The organism is Vibrio tapetis subsp. quintayensis (assembly GCF_030409945.1).
GTDB lineage: Bacteria > Pseudomonadota > Gammaproteobacteria > Enterobacterales > Vibrionaceae > Vibrio > Vibrio quintayensis.
This window is the reverse complement of the sequence record NZ_JAUFQV010000001.1, coordinates 20413-40877: the sequence shown is the minus strand read 5'-3', so window position 1 is coordinate 40877 and position 20465 is coordinate 20413. Positions and strand designations below refer to the sequence as shown.

18 protein-coding genes, 1 tRNA gene and 1 pseudogene are annotated in these 20465 nt (G+C 43.6%); 11 read left to right on the top strand and 9 right to left on the bottom strand.

Annotation, left to right across the window (positions count from 1 at the left end; translation table 11 throughout):
* The 6 genes from QWZ04_RS00185 (at position 1) to QWZ04_RS00160 (ending at position 5965) form a co-directional block, all read left to right on the top strand.
* On the top strand, positions 1-1155 hold the full coding sequence (locus QWZ04_RS00185; protein WP_290323844.1) for an acyl-CoA dehydrogenase family protein: 1155 nt from the start codon (positions 1-3) through the stop codon (positions 1153-1155).
* 29 nt (positions 1156-1184) lie between these two features.
* Positions 1185-1973 (top strand): enoyl-CoA hydratase, encoded by a 789-nt coding sequence (locus QWZ04_RS00180; protein WP_290323843.1) that lies wholly within the window; start codon positions 1185-1187, stop codon positions 1971-1973.
* 24 nt (positions 1974-1997) lie between these two features.
* Positions 1998-3182 (top strand): enoyl-CoA hydratase/isomerase family protein, encoded by a 1185-nt coding sequence (locus QWZ04_RS00175; protein WP_290323841.1) that lies wholly within the window; start codon positions 1998-2000, stop codon positions 3180-3182.
* A gap of 38 nt (positions 3183-3220) precedes the next feature.
* Positions 3221-3979 (top strand): SDR family oxidoreductase, encoded by a 759-nt coding sequence (locus tag QWZ04_RS00170; RefSeq protein ID WP_290323840.1) that lies wholly within the window; start codon positions 3221-3223, stop codon positions 3977-3979.
* 117 nt (positions 3980-4096) lie between these two features.
* Complete coding sequence (locus QWZ04_RS00165; RefSeq protein ID WP_290323838.1) at positions 4097-5296, top strand: YbfB/YjiJ family MFS transporter; 1200 nt, start codon at positions 4097-4099, stop codon at positions 5294-5296.
* Between the two features lie 18 nt (positions 5297-5314).
* Entirely contained in the window at positions 5315-5965 is a 651-nt protein-coding gene (locus QWZ04_RS00160) for a glutathione S-transferase family protein (protein WP_290323836.1), read from the top strand.
* A gap of 213 nt (positions 5966-6178) precedes the next feature.
* Here the strand turns inward: QWZ04_RS00160 and QWZ04_RS00155 are convergent, their stop codons facing one another.
* Both QWZ04_RS00155 and QWZ04_RS00150 read right to left on the bottom strand, forming a co-directional pair.
* Positions 6179-7138, bottom strand: a complete 960-nt coding sequence (locus QWZ04_RS00155; protein ID WP_290323834.1) for a transposase — start codon at positions 7136-7138, stop codon at positions 6179-6181.
* Positions 7139-7326: 188 nt separating this feature from the next.
* Positions 7327-7417, bottom strand: a tRNA-Ser gene (locus tag QWZ04_RS00150).
* Between the two features lie 349 nt (positions 7418-7766).
* Between QWZ04_RS00150 and QWZ04_RS00145 the strand changes: the two genes are divergently transcribed.
* Positions 7767-8447 (top strand): MaoC family dehydratase, encoded by a 681-nt coding sequence (locus QWZ04_RS00145; RefSeq protein ID WP_290323833.1) that lies wholly within the window; start codon positions 7767-7769, stop codon positions 8445-8447.
* A gap of 63 nt (positions 8448-8510) precedes the next feature.
* Here the strand turns inward: QWZ04_RS00145 and QWZ04_RS00140 are convergent, their stop codons facing one another.
* Positions 8511-9323, bottom strand: coding sequence for a phosphate ABC transporter substrate-binding protein (locus QWZ04_RS00140; RefSeq protein ID WP_290323831.1), 813 nt, complete (start codon positions 9321-9323; stop codon positions 8511-8513).
* Positions 9324-9502: 179 nt separating this feature from the next.
* On the opposite strand from QWZ04_RS00140, the gene QWZ04_RS00135 reads away from it, so the two are divergent.
* Complete coding sequence (locus tag QWZ04_RS00135) at positions 9503-9862, top strand: DUF3024 domain-containing protein (protein ID WP_290323829.1); 360 nt, start codon at positions 9503-9505, stop codon at positions 9860-9862.
* An 85-nt stretch (positions 9863-9947) separates the two neighbouring features.
* Here the strand turns inward: QWZ04_RS00135 and QWZ04_RS00130 are convergent, their stop codons facing one another.
* Together QWZ04_RS00130 and rnb are read right to left on the bottom strand one after the other, a co-directional pair.
* Positions 9948-10784 carry an AraC family transcriptional regulator gene (locus QWZ04_RS00130; protein WP_290323827.1) on the bottom strand — a complete coding sequence of 279 codons (837 nt, stop codon included), beginning with the start codon at positions 10782-10784 and terminating at the stop codon, positions 9948-9950.
* 219 nt (positions 10785-11003) lie between these two features.
* On the bottom strand, positions 11004-12998 hold the full coding sequence (gene rnb, locus QWZ04_RS00125; RefSeq protein WP_290323970.1) for an exoribonuclease II: 1995 nt from the start codon (positions 12996-12998) through the stop codon (positions 11004-11006).
* A gap of 368 nt (positions 12999-13366) precedes the next feature.
* Between rnb and QWZ04_RS00120 the strand changes: the two genes are divergently transcribed.
* Entirely contained in the window at positions 13367-15301 is a 1935-nt protein-coding gene (locus QWZ04_RS00120; protein ID WP_494338491.1) for a DEAD/DEAH box helicase, read from the top strand.
* A gap of 229 nt (positions 15302-15530) precedes the next feature.
* Here QWZ04_RS00120 and QWZ04_RS00115 read toward each other — a convergent pair.
* Together QWZ04_RS00115 and QWZ04_RS00110 are read right to left on the bottom strand one after the other, a co-directional pair.
* Positions 15531-16055 (bottom strand): annotated as a pseudogene (locus tag QWZ04_RS00115) (methyl-accepting chemotaxis protein); the annotation flags it as partial.
* A 201-nt stretch (positions 16056-16256) separates the two neighbouring features.
* Positions 16257-17183 carry a cache domain-containing protein gene (locus QWZ04_RS00110; protein ID WP_290323822.1) on the bottom strand — a complete coding sequence of 309 codons (927 nt, stop codon included), beginning with the start codon at positions 17181-17183 and terminating at the stop codon, positions 16257-16259.
* 785 nt (positions 17184-17968) lie between these two features.
* Here QWZ04_RS00110 and QWZ04_RS00105 point away from each other — a divergent pair.
* Positions 17969-18160: a hypothetical protein gene (locus QWZ04_RS00105; RefSeq protein WP_290323820.1), complete on the top strand. Its 192-nt coding sequence runs from the start codon at positions 17969-17971 to the stop codon at positions 18158-18160.
* A gap of 355 nt (positions 18161-18515) precedes the next feature.
* Positions 18516-19466 carry a TerC/Alx family metal homeostasis membrane protein gene (locus QWZ04_RS00100; protein WP_290323818.1) on the top strand — a complete coding sequence of 317 codons (951 nt, stop codon included), beginning with the start codon at positions 18516-18518 and terminating at the stop codon, positions 19464-19466.
* On the opposite strand, the gene QWZ04_RS00095 is transcribed toward QWZ04_RS00100, so the two are convergent.
* Positions 19459-19929 (bottom strand): hypothetical protein, encoded by a 471-nt coding sequence (locus QWZ04_RS00095; protein ID WP_290323816.1) that lies wholly within the window; start codon positions 19927-19929, stop codon positions 19459-19461. The genes QWZ04_RS00100 and QWZ04_RS00095 overlap by 8 nt on opposite strands.
* A 120-nt stretch (positions 19930-20049) precedes the next feature.
* Positions 20050-20274, bottom strand: coding sequence for a sigma-70 family RNA polymerase sigma factor (locus tag QWZ04_RS00090; RefSeq protein WP_290323814.1), 225 nt, complete (start codon positions 20272-20274; stop codon positions 20050-20052).
* Between the last annotated feature and the right edge of the window lie 191 nt (positions 20275-20465).

Below are 20465 nucleotides of genomic sequence, written 5' to 3'. Positions count from 1 at the left end.
ATGGATTTTGAATTGAATGAAGATCAACGAGCCTTTGCTGCCATTGCCCAGCAGTTCGCTGATGACAAGCTAACCCCTATGGCTTCGGTTTGGGATCAAGAACAGCATTTCCCAAAAGACGTTATTCAACAAGCAGGAGAACTCGGCTTTCTTAGCCTTTATACCAGCGAAGATGCCGGTGGACTTGGGTTATCTCGGCTCGATTCTTCCATAATTTTCGAGCAATTGTCGATGGGGTGTACCTCAACCACTGCCTATATGACGATTCATAATATGGTGAGTTGGATGGTGGCTTGTTCTGCTACTGATGAGGTTAAGTCTGTTTTCTGCCCGCGCCTTATTTCGGGCGAGTGGTTGGGTTCGTATTGCTTGACCGAGCCTAATGCTGGTTCAGATGCGGCCTCGTTAACTACTACGGCTGACAAAGTGGATGATCACTACGTGCTCAATGGTGCAAAGGTGTTTATTTCAGGCGCAGGGGATACTCAAGTGCTGGTGGTGATGGCAAGAACGGGTGAGCAAGGGGCAAAAGGAATTTCGGCTTTTGTCGTGCAGGCTGATAGCCAAGGCATAAGTTATGGCCGCAAAGAGCCAAAGATGGGTTGGAATAGCCAAGCGACCCGAGGCATCGTGTTTGATAACGTCATCGTGCCGAAAAACCAATTGTTAGGGCAAGAAGGTGAGGGGTTTAACCTTGGAATGAAAGGGCTCGACGGTGGTCGAATTAATATTGCGACATGTTCAGTTGGGACGGCGCAACAGGCACTCGATGATGCAATGCAATACATGCAGCAAAGACAGCAATTTGGTAAGGACCTCGCTTCATTCCAAGGCTTGCAATTTAAATTGGCGGATATGGCAACTGAACTGGTTGCGGCTCGTCAGTTAGTGCGTTACGCCGCCAGTAAACTCGATAATCAAGACCGAGAAGCCAGCGCGTATTGCGCCATGGCGAAGCGATTCGCGACCGATGTTGGTTTTAAAGTCTGTGACCAAGCACTGCAACTTCATGGTGGTTATGGTTATATCAAAGATTATCCTTTAGAGCGTTATTTCCGAGACGTTCGAGTGCATCAGATTTTGGAAGGCACCAATGAGATAATGCGGTTGATCATCGCTCGACGCTTATTGGCACAAGGGGCTGTATTGCTGTAGCGCCCTAAAAATGGCTAAGGAGAACTAAGATGCCCAAGAAAAACGACGATCCATTAGCGTTAGAGGTTCATGGCAATACAGCTCTGGTCACCATAAACAATCCTCCAGCCAATACCTGGACAAAACAGAGTCTCATTGAGCTAAAACGCTTAGTAGAAGATCTAAACCTCAATCGAGAAATTTATGCGTTGGTGTTAACTGGCCAAGGGAGCAAGTTCTTTTCAGCGGGTGCTGATTTAACCTTGTTTGCGAATGGCGATAAATCCATCGCATTTGATATGGCGCAAGCCTTTGGCGAGGCGTTCGAAACCTTGTCAAATTTTAGAGGCGTTTCTATAGCGGCCATTAACGGTTACGCCATGGGAGGAGGGCTAGAAGTGGCATTGGCGTGCGATATACGGGTGACAGAAAAGCAGGCGAAATTGGCATTGCCAGAGGCTAAAGTGGGGCTGTTGCCATGCGCGGGTGGCACCCAAAACTTAACGCGTTTAGTCGGAGAGGGCTGGGCAAAGCGAATCATACTTTGTGGCGAACAAGTGAGCGGTGAAAAAGCAGTGCAGATAAGGCTGGTAGAAGAGGTGGTTGAGCAAGGTAAAGCACTAGAAACGGCCATGGATTTAGCTGCATCAGTTGCCAATCAGTCACCTTCTTCAGTAAAAGCATGTAAAACCTTAATACAGAACACGCGAAGTGAATTTCCGTTACATGGGTTAATCAAAGAGCGAGAGCTGTTTGTCAATTTGTTTGATACCCAAGACCAAACGGAAGGCGTGAAAGCATTTTTGGATAAACGTAAGCCAATTTGGAAAAACCAATAGCCTAGAAAAATAGGGAAGGAAACGATGCAAGTTGGTCATGTGAATTTTGAAGAACGTCTTTGCGCTAACGGCTATCACAGGGTTGGTGTTGCGACGTTAACTAACCCTTCCTCGCTCAATGCGCTCACGTTTGACATGCTACATGAGTTGAATGAAAAATTGACCGAGTGGAACAACGAAGGCCGCATTGCATGTGTTTGGCTTGAGGGGGAAGGTAGCAAAGCTTTTTGTGCTGGTGGCGATGTGCGAACCATGTATCAAGTGATGTCGGAGCAGACTCAAACGGAGGTAGAGCAATTCTGCACTCGTTATTTCACATTGGAGTACCAACTTGATTATCTTATTCATACCTTTAGCAAACCTGTTATCGCGTGGGGGGATGGCATAGTGATGGGAGGGGGCATGGGGTTGTATATGGCATCAAGTCACAAAGTGGTGACTTCCCAGTCTCGTTTGGCGATGCCAGAAATAAGCATCGGTTTGTATCCAGATGTTGGGGCGACGTGGTTTCTAAATCGCATTGACCCAAGTGTAGGGCTTTTCCTTGGGTTGACAGGCGCGCAAATAAATGGAGGTGACGCATTCGAGGTCAAGATGGCGAATCATTACCTTGCGAGTAGTCAGCGCATAACGGTACTTGAGCAGCTTCAAATATGTGACTGGCAAGACGAGCAAGATAGAGACTTCATAGTTACTGAGTTACTAGAAGGTTTGTCTATTTTAAATTCGGAACCTAAGCCTGAACCTATATTAGTTCACTACCTAGAACAGATCCAAACCGTTTATCGGCAGCAAGAGTTGAACCAAATTGTGGCAAGTATTCATTCGATAACTAGTCAGGCGAATGACACTGAATCGGTAAGTGATAGGCAAGTTGAAAAAGAAAGTAAATGGCTTGATAACGCCAAGCGCAATTTACAACAAGGTAGCCCTATAACGGCTCACATTTGTTTTCGACAAATCAAACACGGTAATGTGTTGTCGTTAGCTGAGTGTTTTCGGTTGGAACTGAACTTGTCAGTTCGCTGTGCGACTCTTGGTGAGTTTCAAGAAGGCGTTCGGGCGCGGTTGATAGATAAAGACGGCCAACCCAAGTGGTTGTATCAACATGTTTTAGACGTAGATTCTGAGGTAATAGATGGGTTGTTTGAACCAATATGGAATGCAAAACAGCATCCACTCGCTTGGTTAGATGCCGATATGAGATAACTTACAAAACTGGCTGACAAATAATAGGATTGAAAAGAATGAATCTCAAAGAGAGTGTGATTGCTATTACAGGAGCGGGGCAAGGTTTAGGGCAAATGATGGCAATAACCTTGGCACAGTCGGGGGCGGAATTGGCTTTGTTGGATGTAAACCCGCAAGCCTTGAAGCAAACCCAAGATCAATGTCATATGCTTGGCGTGAAAGCGTTAACTTATGAAGTCGATATCACCCATGAACAAGATGTCGTCACCACATTCGACAGCATAGTCCAAGATTTTGGGCAGTTAGATGGGCTTATTAACAACGCAGGCATCCTTCGCGATGGATTATTAGTAAAAGTGAAAGATGGCGAGATGAGTAAAATGTCTCTTGAGCAATTTAACTCGGTGATCAACGTAAACCTGACAGGCACCTTTTTATGCGGTAGAGAAGCTGCGGCCCAAATGATAAAAACTCAACGAGAAGGAGTTATCATTAATATTTCCAGTGTTGCGAGAGAGGGGAATATCGGCCAAACGAACTACGCGGCCTCGAAAGCCGCAGTCGCAACCATGGCACAAGGTTGGGCAAAAGAACTGTCACGTTATGGCATCCGATCTGCCGCAATTGCACCGGGTATTGTGCAAACTTCTATGGCCGATCAACTTAAACCTGAAGCAATAGAAAGATTAAACAAAATGGTGCCAGTCGGTAGGATCGGCGCTCCGGCTGAAATAGCCCACGCGGCAAAGTTCATCTTTGAAAACGACTATTTCACAGGAAGAATTTTAGAGGTAGACGGTGGGTTAAGGATGTAAAGCATGGAATGCTCTTGTTGCTATGAGACTAAGGTATAAGTGCGATGCGTTCTATATCGTGTGACTATTCGGTCATGCTTCTTACCCGTAAGTTACATAGAATATGTTTAATAAAAAATGCTGAATAGCCAAATAGTTAATCGAGACAGCCTTGCGGGAGTGGGTGCGACACTGATCGGCAACGGAATTGGCCGGTTCGCATACATTGCCCTGATGCCAGCGTTGATTCAAAGTGGTTGGTTTAGTGAAAGTGATGCTTCGTATCTTGGCGTTGCCACTTTGCTAGGTTACTTATTGGGCGCGCCGGCCGCTAATGTATTGTTGAGGTTTTTTAGTGCTGGGTCGTTGATACGCGCGGCCATGTTAGTCAGCAGTTTTAGTTATCTTGGTTGCGCAGTGCAAGAAGCACCGTTAAGTTGGTTTTATGCTTGGCGTACGTTAGCGGGCGTCGCGGGTGCCCTATTAATGGTGGTCGCTCCACCGGTCATCGTTCGGAAGTACAGCCCAAGCATTAAGGCCCGTATTAGTGGGGTCATCTTCTCTGGTATTGGTATTGGCGCAATGCTTTCTGGTACCTTGATCCCTTTTCTTATCTATTTTAGCGTTACGACTGCGTGGGTCGGAATGGGTGTTGTAGCTCTTGTCACGACATTGCTTACTTGGCATTCGTGGGGATCTGAGTCTTCAGGTTCCAATGCACTCTTCATTCAAGCGTCATTTTCTCAGCTGTCATCTACGCAACGAAGAAGTGTCATTTTAATTTTGTTGGCGTATACATTTGACGCTATTGGTTACCTGCCTCACACACTCTTTTGGGTGGATTACATTGTTCGTGAATTGGGCATGTCGCTAGAAACTGGCGGGTTCTTTTGGGCAACATTTGGTATCGGGGCAGCAATCGGCCCAATAATTACCGGATTTTGTGGGGACAAGCTGGGTCTTAAACGATCGCTGTGCATGGCATTTGGATTAAAGGGACTGGGAGTTTTCTTGCCACTCATCAGTACCCACCCTGTCGCTTTGTTTATTTCGTCGTTACTGGTTGGGGTTTTTACTCCGGGAACGGTGACCTTGGTATCTACCTATGCTTTAGAGTGTGTTGGGTATGAGTTGCATACCAAGGCATGGGGCAGAATGACGTTGTCTTTCGCTCTATCACAGGGTTTCTTTGGTTTTTTGATGGCTTACTATTTGAGTCAGTTTGGACCTTACAATGTGTTGTTTATGATCAGTGCTAGCGCGTTGTTCATGTCTGTTGCGTGTATTTGGTTTACGAATACTCGTAATATGAATGAACAAGTAGTGCTGTCGACTTAATTGAATAAAGGAATATTCATGAAATTGTACCTTAATGATACATCCCCGTTTTCTCGTGTGGTCGCTGCTACGGCACTTTTATCAGGCTGTAAATCTCTGTCATTCGTTTGGGTTGACCCGTGGAATTCACCAGATAATTTGAAGACGGTAAACCCTTTTTGTTTGATCCCGGCTCTGGAGCTTAATGATGGAACGGTGATAACGGAAAGTTTGTGTATCTGCCAATACTTGATTGAAACCTACCAGCCTCCAACGCTGCAGCAGGTCGCCCTAAGTAGCGGTCAACAAGCCAGCCAGCTAGGTACGGCTAAAACCATGATGGAAATTGCATTTCGAACGGCTGCTCTCGCTCGTTTTAGCGATGCAGAGAACGTACTGATTCAACGAGGCAAAGACGGAATAAAAACTGCATTACAGAGAATGAATGAAGAAATAGACCAGCAGGGTTTGGAGCACTATTGTAAGCCTGATCTAGCGAGGCTCTATCTCCATGTAGCGTTAGATTATATCCAATTTCGCCATGGGTCCTTAATGGATGAGGTGGTACACCACCATATACTTAGGCTTATGCGCAATTCCCCCTTTTGCAATGTGCTGTCACAAATGAGTATCGAAAGACTATCAGCAAAGCCAAGCTATGCTGATCTGTTTAACCAAGTATCTCCCTAAATAAAGCTGAAGCTCCTACTAATTGGACACACACCAAAATAAAAGGACAGTTAAATCAGTTATTTTTTCATGATGATGGTGATATTCGCCCAGCGAAGTTAAATGGAGAGGGAAGTTTAGCCAATGCGGCATATTGTTGTTAGCTTGAAACAAGCGCAATTAACCAACTCAATGCTGGCGTTGTGTTTGGACATATAAAGCGTGGGTAACATTCTATTCGAGTGCGTAATAGTGAATTCTTGATTTATCTAGCGCGGTTTTTGCTTGCTCAAGGCTGCTGGGTGAGCCTATTGCAGTGGAGCGCTTTTTTTCGAGTGTGGTACAAACTTCCAACCAACTTGATTGGTTAAAGTTAAGTTTTTCTAAAATTGGAGGTAGATTTGAAGCCATTACGGCTTTGCCGTCTCGATACTGCCTTGCTGTCCAGTCTACTAGTTCAATGTAATCTAGTAGTCTAAAGGGTATTCCGTCTATAAGTTTTTTAGTTGAATTGCCAATAAATGGGTATAAACAAGGCGCTGTTTCAAGGTTGTCGGTAAGTGCCTTTAGCCTTACTTTGATTGAGGTAAAATCAGCTTGCTCAGGGGATGCAGCTATACCTGCTCGAACAGGGTTTAAATCGACATACGCCATGGCTGCGGCTAAGGCTTTTTCATCAAGGAGCGCCTGGCTTTTGAAGCGGCTTTCCCAAAAGTGACCGGAGCATTGGTCTTCTTGGTTAGCCTTACAGGCTATATCGTAGTTGAGTTCTTTCATAAACCAGCTCAATGACCATAATCTCTCTCGCCATATTTCGATGATCTCTAAACATTTATCTTCTTCAGCTTCTGTTCTTAGCTCTTTACTTAGCCAACGCTGGATCAGTATCGGAAGTTTATGTTCATAGCCCCAGCGCTGAACCACGTCATCAAGCGATAATCCAAGAGCCTTGTCGCGATTGATATGCAGCACTACGTGATAGTGATTGCTCATCACCGCATAGGCGCACACATCGATACAATAGGCATGGGAGAGTGATTGAATTTTGTGTTCAATCCACTCGCGGCGATGTTCGTAGCTCTTGCTGGTGTTGGTATCTTGGCCACATAAATAGCTTTGCCTTACGCATCTTGAAACGCAGTGATAATAAGGGGTTGCATTAACGGAAATGAGTTGTTTTCTCGCGGTGGCCATGATTTTTTCCAATGAATTTTCTTATAAGATAGCAATTGCTAGAGATAGGAAAAGTTAGGTTTAAAGAATTGGAGTGGTGATGGCGTAAACTCAGTCGTTTAGTCGTACTATTTGGTGTGTGTCCGTTGGAGGGGAGCTCGATCTCTAGACGAAAAAAAACCGCTAAATAATTAGCGGTTTCTTCGAATTGGTGGAGAGATAGGGATTTGAACCCTAGAGCCGCTACAAACGACTGCCGGTTTTCAAGACCGGTGCTTTCGACCACTCAGCCATCTCTCCGTTGTTGAGGCGCATATTATAAGTGGTGAGGAAGCTTGTAAAGTAAGAATTTAAAAAATATGTTCGGTCGAGCATTACTTGTGCGTAATGTTTGAATGCTGAACAGGTTTAGGCTAATTTTTGCTATTTCAGCCAAGGTAACCTTTCTCTGGATTTCTTTTTAAAGACATTCTTACTATTCAAACTGTTAATAAAATATTGTTTTATTATCTAACATTATGATATTTATCATTTATATGCCGTTCGGAATACGCGTGTTCGCCCGAAAGTGATTGCCTGGATATGAGAAGTGGGTCAAAATTGTGATGTAAGGCTCTAATTAGAGACGTTTTATTTATGAAGGTTAGGTATGAAAGTCGTTGATATTCTCAAGCACAAGAGTGAATCTCTTGCGCGGAAACATCATTTTGAATTGCCAGAGTTGCGCGATCTGATGAATCCTACATTAAGAGAGTACTGGAGTGAGTTTGTGAACAATTCACATGCTCAGCAGATCTTCCCGTGGATCAAAGACTATCAAACCCCCGCAGTAAATGAATCTAAGCCTATTATTGAGCTAAGTCCAGAGGGCGAAGCCTTGTATCTTGATTTACAGTCGAAACTGGGTGAAGAAATTCATGTGGGCGACTGGGTTATGATTGATCAAGCGCGTATCGATGCATTTGCAAAAGTGACGGAAGATATGCAGTGGATCCACACTGATCCTGAGCGAGCAGAGCAAGAATCGCCTTTCAAAACACCAATAGCCCATGGCTTTTTGACGTTGTCGATGTTGCCAAAGCTCACTGATAGCGTAGATCCCGAGAAACCTCAGTTTCCTACTGCGAAAATGACGGTGAACATTGGCCTTAACCATGTTCGCTTTCCTTATCCAGTGAAAGCCGGCAGCCAGATTAGGGCGAGAAGTAAGTTATTAAAGGTAACACCGGTTCCGAAAGGCTTAGAAGTCGAGCGTGAAATTAAAGTTGAAATCGATGGCGTACGCAGACCAGGTTGTATTGCCGTATCGGTCATTCGCCTTGTGATCTAACGAGTCGAATTGAGTAGATTAAAAAAAGGAGCTGATATCAGCTCCTTTTTTGTTGATGAAGGTTTACTTTTTGATTGGTGTATAACCGTAATCTTGAATGATACTTTGTCCTTCGTCAGAAGTTATATAGCTGACAAACTGCTTACCACTTTCTGTTAAGTCTTCTTGGTGATAAATAATGAGAAAAGGACGAGCTAACTCATATTTGTTGTTCGAAATATTTGCGGAAGTGGGTTTTATGTTCTCAAAAGAGATAAGGCGAACAGACTGATCAACAGAACCTAATGAAACAAAGCCGATGGCTTGAGGGTTGTGGTTAACAATGGTTTTGACCATGCTGTTGCTATTCACGACTAAGTTCTCGGGGTTAATGTTCGATACTAAGCGGTTATTTACGATTTTTGTTAACCCTAACAAACTCTCAAAGCTGTAACGAGAACCTGATGAACCTTCACGAGTTACAACGGCGATGGTTCTGTCTTCTCCACCCACGTCTTTCCAGTTTTTAACTTTACCTAAATAGATATTGGTTAATTGCTCACGAGACAGGTTGCTAATCGGGTTTGATTTGTTGATGACGACGGCTAAGCCATCAAAAGCGATAGGCTTAACAATCATGTCTTTGTTAAATTCCGCCTCAGTTAGGTAACGAGAGCTCATGCCAAGCTCGCTGACGCCTTTGTTTACCATTGTGATGCCTGCGGTAGAGCCAATCCCTTGAACAGCAATGTAGGTCTCTGGGTGCGTATTGTTAAATTGTTCTGCAAGTACGTCCATTATGCGGCTTACAGAGGTTGATCCAGAAATATTCACTTCCTTAGCTGTTGCGGAAAAGGCAAGCAAAGAAAGTAGAGCAGCTAACGCAACTCGAGACATAGGTAAAACTCCATTCAATAGTAATTGCCGCCTATCTTATGTCGTAATGATGACAGTTTTGTGAAAGTCGTTAATGGTCTGTTTTATGATTGCGGTCTGATTATTACTCGAACTAACGGGATAGCTTGGGCATTCCGTATTATAGTTATTGTCAATAATATAGAAGTGGAGGCAAGGCTATGTTGGTATGTGATGTTGACCGCCAACGTTTAGAAAAATTGGCTCATCGATTATGCATTCATAGGAACCAAGGTTTGCCTATAGAGCACGGTAAAGCTTCGTTTCAAGTAATTGAGTCAGGCGTTGTTTTTAGTAAAGCATTTTTCAAATTAGATTCAGTCGGCGCAGACTATTCAATTCAGGTCGCAAAACTTGAATTTGACCCAGAATCTAAGCTTTGGAAGTTGTACGTGAATGAAAGGGAAGATGAGAGTTTAGTTAAGCTATGGCAGCCACACCCTTTATTGGCGTTTGATAAAGACATTTCTAAGCTTATTTCGGTCGTAGAAAGTGATCACGAAAATTGTATTTGGTTCTGATTCTCTGATTCGCAAACACACGTCATAAACAGAAATTAAACAGGAGGCACTTGGCCTCCTGTTTTTGTTTGAACCTGATTGAATCTTAAACGGCTAAATGACGAAGTTCTTCACGGTTCCAGTTTATGCGAGAACGGAACTCTTTAGGAGTAATCCCTTGAACGCTCTTAAAGGCTGTACTGAAATGAGCTGCACTTTTGAAGCCACTTTGAAAGGCGATGTCGCAAATGGATTCATGGGAAGCACGAAGTTGGTTTGCTGCGTAGTTTATGCGCTTCTCTTTCAGTAGATTAGAAAAAGACAGGTTTTCAGCGGACAATCGACGTTTTAGTGTTGCCGGAGACATCCCTAATGTGCGAGATACTCCCTCAAGTGAAATTTCATTCTTAATGTTCTGCTCAATATACTGAATGACGCGTTGGCTGACTTTCAATTCAAATGAATTGTGGATTAAGCGGCGTAAGCCCGGATGAGTGCAAAGCATTTCGCTCACAAGCGATTTTGCTAAGAAAGTCATGGTTTCTGGGTTTGGTGCTTGATCATTATTGTCGAGAGCTGAAATGAGCAGATCCAGAACAGAATGCGCTACGCTGTTGCTGTAATTTAATTTAGCGAATCCATTTTCGCTCTCACCAAATACGTACTCTTGGTTACCTGCTTTAACACCTTGTAATAGAGCTGTATCAATATGGATACCAATCGCTTGAAACTCTTCATCACTAGCCGTTGTTTCGACCTCAGTGAGCATAGAAATATCCAGTAGAGTGAAATCACCTTCGTCTAACTGGCCTATTAAACCATCAGGGAATTGAAAAGACGCACTGCCTTTTTGCACATAAAATACGACAGGACTAGTCGAGTGGTACTTATCACGATTACGTTGGTAAAAATGTGAAAATCGTTGAAGGGTTACATTCGGCATGATGCATCTCGAAATTTAGAAGACATAAGGTTAATTATTTAGATTACTTCGATTAAAGCAAGTAAAGATGCAACGAATTATGACTGATACCAACTAATGAGACAAGTTTATCAGAGTTGCTTAACTTATTGATAGATGTGTAGATTTAGAATGGAAGCGGAGGGGAAGTGGTGAAGTAGAGAGCGAGTACAGAGACCTGTACTCGCTAATGAGCTGTTTTTACTCGGAAATATCTTCTTTAGTTATTGGCTCAGAAAATGTCTTAGTTGGCTTAGCCACAAGGTTACGATTCTCTAGGTTGACGTCGATTAAGCACACTTCAAGCGTATCGCCCAACTGCCATTCAAGGTTACCATCTACTGAGATCTGGCCTTTTTCACCATTGCATTCGATACGCTCACGGTTATCCATGATCTGAGAACTTGGTACAAACGCAGCCGCGCCGTTTTCAATTAAGCGCACACGAGCACCAGCTCGGTTCACATCAAAAATCTCGGCTTCATAAACAGTTTTGTTTTTAGGTGAATCCACAAGGGTACGAGCGTATAACCAGTTACCTACGTTTCGCTCCGCCATGTTGTGATGCTTGCGGTGCAGTGCTAACTCTTCACCTACGGTTTCATCCGGCGTTTGTTCAGGCTCTTTATCGAGGATCAGTGCTTTCAACATGCGATGGTTGATCATATCGCCGTATTTACGAATTGGTGACGTCCACGTGGCGTAGATATCTAAACCCATGGCGAAGTGAGCGAGTGGCTGATTGCCAATCTCACTGTAGGCTTGGAATTTACGCATACGGTTATCTAGGTAAGGCGTGTCTTGCTCAGACAACCAGCGTCGTAATGCGCTAAACCCGTCTAGCGTTGCAAGGCTTTCTAGGGTGAAGGGTTTATCACCTTCAGGGTTGACCAACTCAAGCGCGTCTTTAATTTTATCTTCTTTTAGACCTGAATGCGTATTGAACACACCCATAGAGAATTTCTCTTTAAGTGCTTTACCAGCACAGATGTTTGCCGTGATCATCGACTCTTCTACTAGTCGGTTAGCGGTTCGGCGCATATCAGCGTGGATGGCCACAACGTCGTTGTCTTCGCTTAATTCAAAGCGGTAGTCAGGTCTGTCGGGGAATACGACGGCGTTATTTTTACGCCATGTTGCACGGGCTTTAGAAAATTCGTAAAGGTCTTGAACAACGTTGCCAATTTCTTCACTTGGTGTCCACTCGCTGCTTTCACCTGTTTCTAGCCAATCAGATACAGGGTCATAGGCTAAACGGGCATGAGACTTGATATTCGCTGCGAAGAAGTGGATGTCTTCACCGATCACGCCGTCACTGCTTACCGTTACTTTGCAGCATAGGGCAGGGCGCAGTTCGTTTTCAATAAGCGAACATAGGTTGTCGGCTAGGTCTCTTGGTAGCATTGGAATATTGCGACCAGGCAAGTAGATAGTAAAGCCACGTTGGCGCGCCACTTTGTCCATATCTGACTCAACAGAGATATAAGCGGTTGGGTCAGCAATGGCGATGGTTAGCTCGAAATCACCAGAAGGTAGCTTTTTAGCGTGTAATGCATCGTCCATGTCTTTGGTGGATGCACCATCAATGGTAACAAATGGCGTTTCTGTCATATCGACACGCTCTAAGTCAGCGTCATCGTTTAGTTGCCAATTGTCGATACCTTCAGGTTCTGAATTAGGTAAATCGTTTTGAGCAAGGGTAACCCACCAAGGTGCAATCTTGTCGTTTGCGTCGGTGATTTTCTCTGAGATCTCGACAAAGAAGTCTTTATCACCATTTAAAGGGTGTTGAGTAAGGTGCGCAACGACCCAGTCACCTTCTTCAAGCAATTCAGGGTTGAGCCCTTTTCTTGCTTTGGCTTTTAAAGACAGTTTTTTAAGCTGAGGATGATCTGGGGTTACGTTGAGACGGCCCTTGAACATTTTGACTCGGCCGATGAATCGGTTTAGACCTTGCTCAACGAGTTTGTCGGGTTCGGCGACTTCTTTTTCATTCTCGGTACGAATGATGGCTTCGACTTTATCGCCGTGCATGCATTTTTTCATGTATGGAGGCGGAATAAAGAAAGAGTGTTTGCTGTCTACTTCTAGAAAACCAAAACCTTTTTCGGTCGCTTTTATCGTACCCTCTTTTGTTTTAAGGGTTTGTTTGATTTGTTGCTTGAGCTGAGCTAATAAAGGATTATCTTGAAACATCATATTCGGTCGTTGAGAATGGGCTGCATCACTATAATGCGAGAAGCACGGCAATGCTAGCCAAAGTGATCATTATGCAACCATATAAAATGAGACGTGACGTAGCTTGTAGGGCGATTCTTATGCAAAATGACCTTTTTATGACCTGAAATGGAAAAAAATCCCCAAAATTGTGATGAAATTCAATTTTTTCTAGCTTTTCTTATGCTTTTAGGGCAGAATCCTGCTCCCTTGATATGTCCCAAGCGGCTTGATGCGTTTTTTACTTTTCCGCATTTGAATGGAATCAGTACTCGATATTGGATTGGTATTGGAAGTGGTAGAGCACGTGGGACCTTTTGTTTACTTAGATATATAGTGGGATCCCAATGTCCGAATCTGTAATTCAATTTAATGAATTAGCCCTTAACGAAAACATCCTTTCAGCTCTTGATAGCATGGGTTTCGTTTCACCAACTCCAATTCAAGCAGCAGCTATCCCTTTGCTTCTAGAAGGCAGAGATGCGTTAGGTAAAGCGCAAACAGGTACTGGTAAAACAGCAGCGTTTTCTCTTCCTCTGCTTAACAAAATCGATCTGAACCAACATAAACCTCAAGCAATCATCATGGCGCCAACGCGTGAGCTTGCTATTCAGGTTGCTGCAGAAATCAAAAACCTCGGTCGTGATATTAAAGGCCTTAAAGTTTTAGAAATCTACGGCGGTGCATCAATCGTTGATCAAATGCGCGCTCTAAGCCGTGGTGCTCACATTGTTGTTGGTACTCCTGGTCGTGTTAAAGATCTTCTAACTCGTGAACGCCTACACCTAGACCAAGCTCATACGTTTGTTCTAGATGAAGCAGATGAAATGCTTAAAATGGGTTTTGTAGACGACGTTACTTGGATTCTTGAGAAAGCGCCAGAATCTGCACAACGTGTATTGTTCTCTGCAACTATGCCTCCAATGGTTAAGACTATTGTTGACCGTTACCTACGTAACCCTGCTCGCGTTGACGTGGCTGGTACTAACCACACAGTTGACAAAGTAGCGCAAAACTACTGGGTAGTGAAAGGCGTAGAAAAAGACGAAGCAATGTCTCGTCTACTTGAAACTGAAGAAACTGATGCATCAATCGTGTTCGTTCGTACTCGTCAAGATACTGAGCGTTTAGCTGATTGGCTATCTGCACGTGGCTTTAAAGCTGCTGCACTGCACGGTGATATTCCTCAGTCTATCCGTGAGCGTACTGTTGATAACATCAAACAAGGCGTTATTGATATTCTTGTAGCAACAGACGTTGTTGCTCGTGGTCTTGATGTTCCACGTATCACTCACGTATTTAACTACGACATTCCATTCGATGTTGAGTCTTACATTCACCGTATTGGTCGTACTGGCCGTGCTGGACGTAAAGGTAAAGCGATTCTTCTTGTTCGCACTAACCAAATCCGTATGCTTCGTACTATCGAACGTGTTACTAAATCACAAATGGAAGAAGTTGAACTTCCAGCTCGTGATCAAGTAGCTGAAGCTCGTCTAGTTAAACTAGGTGCTGAACTAGAAGCAGATAAAGAGCACAAAGCATTAGAAAGCTTTGTTGAGCTTATCGAGAAGCTTCAAACTAACTTAGAAATCGATGCAACTACTCTTGCTGCAATGCTTCTTAAACGTCAACAAGGCAAGCGTCCTTTGTTCTACAAAGGTCCAGACCCAATGATCGAAGCAATCGAGCGTGATAAGAAGCGTCGTAAAGAACGTCGTGATAATCCACGTGACAGCCGTGACGGCGGTCGTGATGGTGGCCGTAGCTACGGCGGCAACACTGCTGATTGGGCTACTTACCAACTGCAAGTGGGTCGTGAGCAAGGCGTTCAAGTTAAAGACATCGTTGGCGCTCTAGCGAACGAGCTTGGCCTAACTAAAGGTTCTATTGGTGCAATCAAACTGGCTCAAGGCCATACGTTTGTGCAGCTTCCAAAAACAATGAACTCTGAAGTAACGGGCAAGCTAAGCAAGCTACGTATTCGTCAGAAAGAAGTTGGCGCTGTAGTATGTGACTTTGATGACTTCCGCGAATCTCGTGGTGGCCGTCGTGACGGTGGCCCTCGTGGTGGAAACCGTGATGGTGCTCGTCAAGGCCATCGTGGTCAACGTGACGGCAACCGTGAAGGTGGCGGTTACCGTGGCAATCGTGAAGGCGGTCGTGGTTCTCGCGAAGGTGGCGGCAATCGTGAAGGCGGCGAGCGTCGTTTCGATCGCAACCGTGGTGGTGATCACCGTGGTAGCCACCGTGGTGAGCGTTCTCCACGTAGCGAAGGCTAATTCAGAATTCTGAATAATAAAAACCGAGCTTAGGCTCGGTTTTTTTGTATCTAAAATAAGCTCTACAATTTGTTGCTTAAGAAAATCAAGATTCATAAGGCCCATCTTTTAGTTGAAATGAATAGCCATGTGAGTTCGTTTCGATGAATGAGATTTGATAACCAGATAACGTAATTAAATGTTGTTTGTTTTCAGAAGGCGTTAAAAGTCAAAAACAAATCTCGATAGACTAAATCTTAAACTTGTTAACTAAACCATTGAGTTGCTGCGCCATGTTGCTGAGTTGCTCACTCGATTGTGCTGTGTGGTGAGTGCCTGATTGGGTTTGATCCGTCACCGCTGAAATGCTACTGACGCTATTACTGATGCTGGATATTTGCTGCTGCTGTTGCTCCGTAGAACAAACAATATCGCCGGCCACTTCGTTCAGTGAATTGACAGAAGCTTTTATACTTTCAAGGGCTTGACCACAACGTGTTGCACTGGCGATGCCGATTTCCGTTTTTTCTTCACAGGCTTTCATGCTGAGCACCGTTTGTTGCACGCCTTCTTGCAGCTCGGTAATAATGGTTTGGATGTTACCCGTAGACTCCTGTGTGCGCTGTGCAAGCGTTCTAACTTCATCGGCCACTACGGCAAAGCCTCGTCCCTGTTCGCCCGCTCTAGCCGCTTCTATCGCTGCATTTAATGCTAAGAGGTTCGTTTGGTCAGCAATGTGTTTGATGACATCAAGAATATTGCCTATTTGCTGAGAAGATGAATCCAGTTTATCGGCAACACTCACAGCATCTTTTACATGGTTAGAAACGCTTTGAATGGCTTTAATATTTTGAGCCACATCATCGTGCCCATCCGACACCGTTTGGTGCGATTCATTGGTCGCTGCGAGGGCGTATTTGGCTTTGTCTGAGACGCCTGCAGATGATTTGGAAAGTACATCGACACGTTCTATTACCTACAAGGTTTGTTTTTTCTGTTCCTCAATGCCTGCTTGTATTTGATGGCTTACGCATGAGAGTTCTTCTGCTTGTGAGGCGAGGGAGTCGGTATTACTGTGAATCTTAATGACAACATCGCGAAGATTACTATTCATTTTATTGAATGCTTTCGCCATAAACGACAGTTCGTCTCGCCCGGTGTTTTTCATCGAGATGCTAAGATCTTTCTCTTCAGCTATGAGAGTCATGGTTTTAGTTATTCGCTGCAACGGTTTGGTGATGTTTTTAGCGATCACGGAAGAAACGATGAACAGGACCAAGACAAACAGCGCTGTGTACGTAGCGGTGGAAATCAGTTCTTGTCGAAAAGCGTCTTCTACATCATCGATGTAAACACCGGTACCAACGACCCAAGGCAAGAAAGAGGCTTTAGCAACAAAAGAGACCTTGTTTTGGAGTGACTTCTCTCCAGGGGTAGGCCATTGATAGGACACAAACCCGCTGCCTTTTAGGTCGGCAATCGTAACAAATTGCTTAAACGCATACGCGACGTAATCGGTATTACTTTTAATCATGTTTTGCTCATTAAGTTCGGGCTTAATTGGGTGCATCAACATGTTGCCATCAAGGTCATTAACCCAAAGGTAACCGTTTTCCCCATATCGTGTGGAACCAATCTGTTGTAGGGCCAGGTTTTTAAGTTGTTCAAAGGATAACTCACGGCCCTTGAACAATGGAACCGCTCTGGATTTTGTCAGGTTGTCTATTTGACTGATGGTGCTCTCGACTAAGGCTTTTGCTGCTGAGTTCCGTTCTTCCAATATTTGTTCTTTAAGAGAATACGCGGACACAATTTTAGCGCCCAAAATGAGCATGCTAGCAAACACGATAATGAAACGTATTTTGGTCGAAACACTGAACTGATTGAGTATTCTATTAATCACAATAATTACCTTGGTAAATCACGACGTATCGTATCCCTGGTTGGTTTTTGCGAATGACTATTATTTAACTTGCAGAAAAAAGAAATCGATCAATACAGGATTGCGTATCTATTATGTTAATTATCACTTTAACTCGTTGTATATTATGGGTTAATCTTTAGGTTTGGGTGTGTAACAAATTGTTAGTTGAATGTTCGACAGGCACAGTTGGTGGTGGTAGTTGAAATTTCTTGGCCATTTGTGGTCACAAAAATAAAATGCTAACTAATCATGTTGGGCAGTGTAGTAAATGGGTCTGACGATAGAAGCATTTGGATTAGTTTGCTTGCTAGTAAATCGTCCGTCAAAAGCGGGCATTGTCGGCACAATATGTCAGGCGGCATCAGTCGGGTGGATTAAATGTTCAAGCTATCGATAGTGCTTATAGTAAGGTCATTAAACCATTGGTTTATTAAATTAGTGATAAAGAAAATATATCGTTTATCGCTAGTAACTTAGGGTTCATGTCTGTTCATGAGTAGTGTGAATTAAAAGCAAAAAATAATTGTAATTTATTTGTTAAGATTGAATGGCGCTCCTAAAGTACGTTGAAATATTATGCGGAATAAACACACAGTTTTGAATTTAAATGCACGAAAAGTGACACCTTGATAAAGGCCTTTGTTAATGATGTGTTTTATTAGAATAACTAATGCGAAGCAAGAAGATTTGTCATTATTTAATCACATCAAAAATGCCTATTATTGCTTCAACGAAAACATTAAACCCAATTTTGTGAGGCAATCATGGCACAGGTAATGCAAATCAACACAATCGCAATTCCAGCGTCAATGGATAAGAAAACTTATTCAGTAAATTTCAAAGGATTGATTGCTCATCTACTCGATATCTTGTTTGTATCTAGTGAACCAGAGCAAAACTACAACGCTAGTGATCTTTCATCTCACATGCAGCGAGATATCGGTATTTACCGTTAAGAATTATCAATGAAGAGCCTCGCCATCTGGTGGGGCTTTTTTTTGCCAGTAACAAACTTAGTCTAAATCGCGCCGAGAATTTAACGCATTTTCTTTTTAATTGAAATTGTGAAAATATTGATAGACTCAACGGATCTTTGGGAATATTATCAGCTCGTTTTGGGGAGTAGTTGATGAGAATTTGCATATCGTCATCCCGTTAAGCTTCAAGCTTTTCCGGTATGCAAAGGTGGAAACACTTTAACGAGACCAACGCATCTGAACTTGTTTAAACGAATGTATAACACATCGTTTAGCGAGGTTTTTTGTATGCGGAAGGTCCCCTAGACGAGATCTTCCGTGCTGAGGAAGATTTATGAGTCCCTTCACTTATTATGGCTTCGGCCTGTTCACTATGCTTCTTGTTGCGTTAGATATTTGGCAAACGAGAGGCGGAAAAATCAGCGTTAAAAAAGCGGCTATTTGGAGTGCGATATGGGTAGCGATTGCATTTGCCTTTGCTATATCCATCTACTATTTCTGGACGTTTTATTCACCGAATAGTGACTATACCGCTAAGCAAGCGACGACAGCTTTTCTGACGGGCTATTTGCTAGAGAAATCGCTGAGTGTCGATAACCTATTTGTGTTTACCATTATATTTCATCAATACATGGTGCCAGATCACCTGCGGCCACGAGCTTTGTTATGGGGCGTTATTGGGGCGTTGGTATTACGTTCAGTGATGATCGTCATTGGTGCTCAAATACTAACGAACTTCCATTGGGTAATGTACATCTTTGCTGCTTTTCTTGTCTGGACTGGTATTCAGCTGTTTAAGCCTGAAAAAGAGGATCATGGAATCAGCCCGCTGCCAGAACGTTGGTTGAGGCGCGTAGCCCGGGTTAGCGATGGTTACGAGGGCCATAAGTTAGTGATAAAACAAGATGGCTTGCTATGGCTTACACCGATGGCAATTGTGATCGCGGTGATTGCGATGATGGACGTGGTTTTTGCGCTCGACTCAATACCAGCAATATTTGCGGTAACCCGAGAACCATTTTTGGTACTCGCTGCAAACGTTTTTGCGTTACTTGGCCTACGTTCGTTGTTTTTTGTACTGCAAGGCATGATCGATAAATTTGTATACCTTAGAACTGCGCTCGCTTTCATCATGGTGTTCATTGGTATAAAAATGAGCCTAGTAGAAACAGCGTGGGCGATTCCGACCTGGATCTCTTTATCGGTGTTGTTGTTCGTGATGAGTGTTGCGGTTGTAGCTTCGATGCTTAAGAACAACGCTCCAGAGAAACTGAAAGCTAAATAGAAATGTCGAGCATTGTGCCTATCATGTCGTTAGAACGTTGAACGACTGATGTACCAACACGGTTATAGCTTTTGGCTTGCTCAAGTTTAACGGCCGCTTCGGTTGCGGAGGCGGTCTTTTGTTGTTCATGTTGCTCTTTTTGCGCATTAAGATCGCGTTGTTCTTGCGCGGAAGGCAGATTATTTACTTGGTTTTTGTCTGCTGACCCAAAGTCAGCGTTTTGTTCTTGTTGCGATTGTAACTCTTCTAATCGCGCCGTCTCTTGCCTTGCTCGTTCGAGTTGAGACTCAAGACGAGACTCTTCCATTTGAGCAGATTCGATACGTTTTTGTTCAGAACGGGTTTCTTCTAGGCGAGCTTGTTCACTTCGAGCATTGGCGTTCAGCTCTTCCGTGGATCGTTTGGCCATATCCTGCGACTGAAGGATGATATTACGGCCGGATTGAATTGAGGAGACTGCCATGATATTTCTCCGTTATACCTATATATAGATTAATATTTAACCAGAGAAAGTGCAACTTTTGAACGGTATTAGTCTAGGGAATACGGCGGTTAGCCAAGTTAAGGGGCCTTAGTGCGGAAATTACTCACGGAAAAGGCCACTGATGATCTGAAGTTCTTCATCTGTCAGGATGATTTCCGCGGGCTCTTCATGCAGCTTTCCTTCAATTTCAGTGCGAAGGGTCAACAACTGCTGCGGAGGCAATTCTAGTATTCTCGTTCTTAACTGCTCAAATTGAAGCTTATGCATTGGATTATTCATCTCATTAGAATGATTCGTAGGAAGAACATTCGCGCAATACGTCATAGCGAGGCTCCTTGTTAAATGTCTAAGTTTCTACTATGTAAGTTACTATAAGAGTACAAATAGCCGCTTTTGTTCAATCTGTGTAAAGTTTTTTTGAATCGAGGTTATTTGTGATGTGCATCACAATATCCTGACCCACGTTATGAATGAGAATTTTGAGCATAACGTGAATCAGTAAAGGGAAGGATATG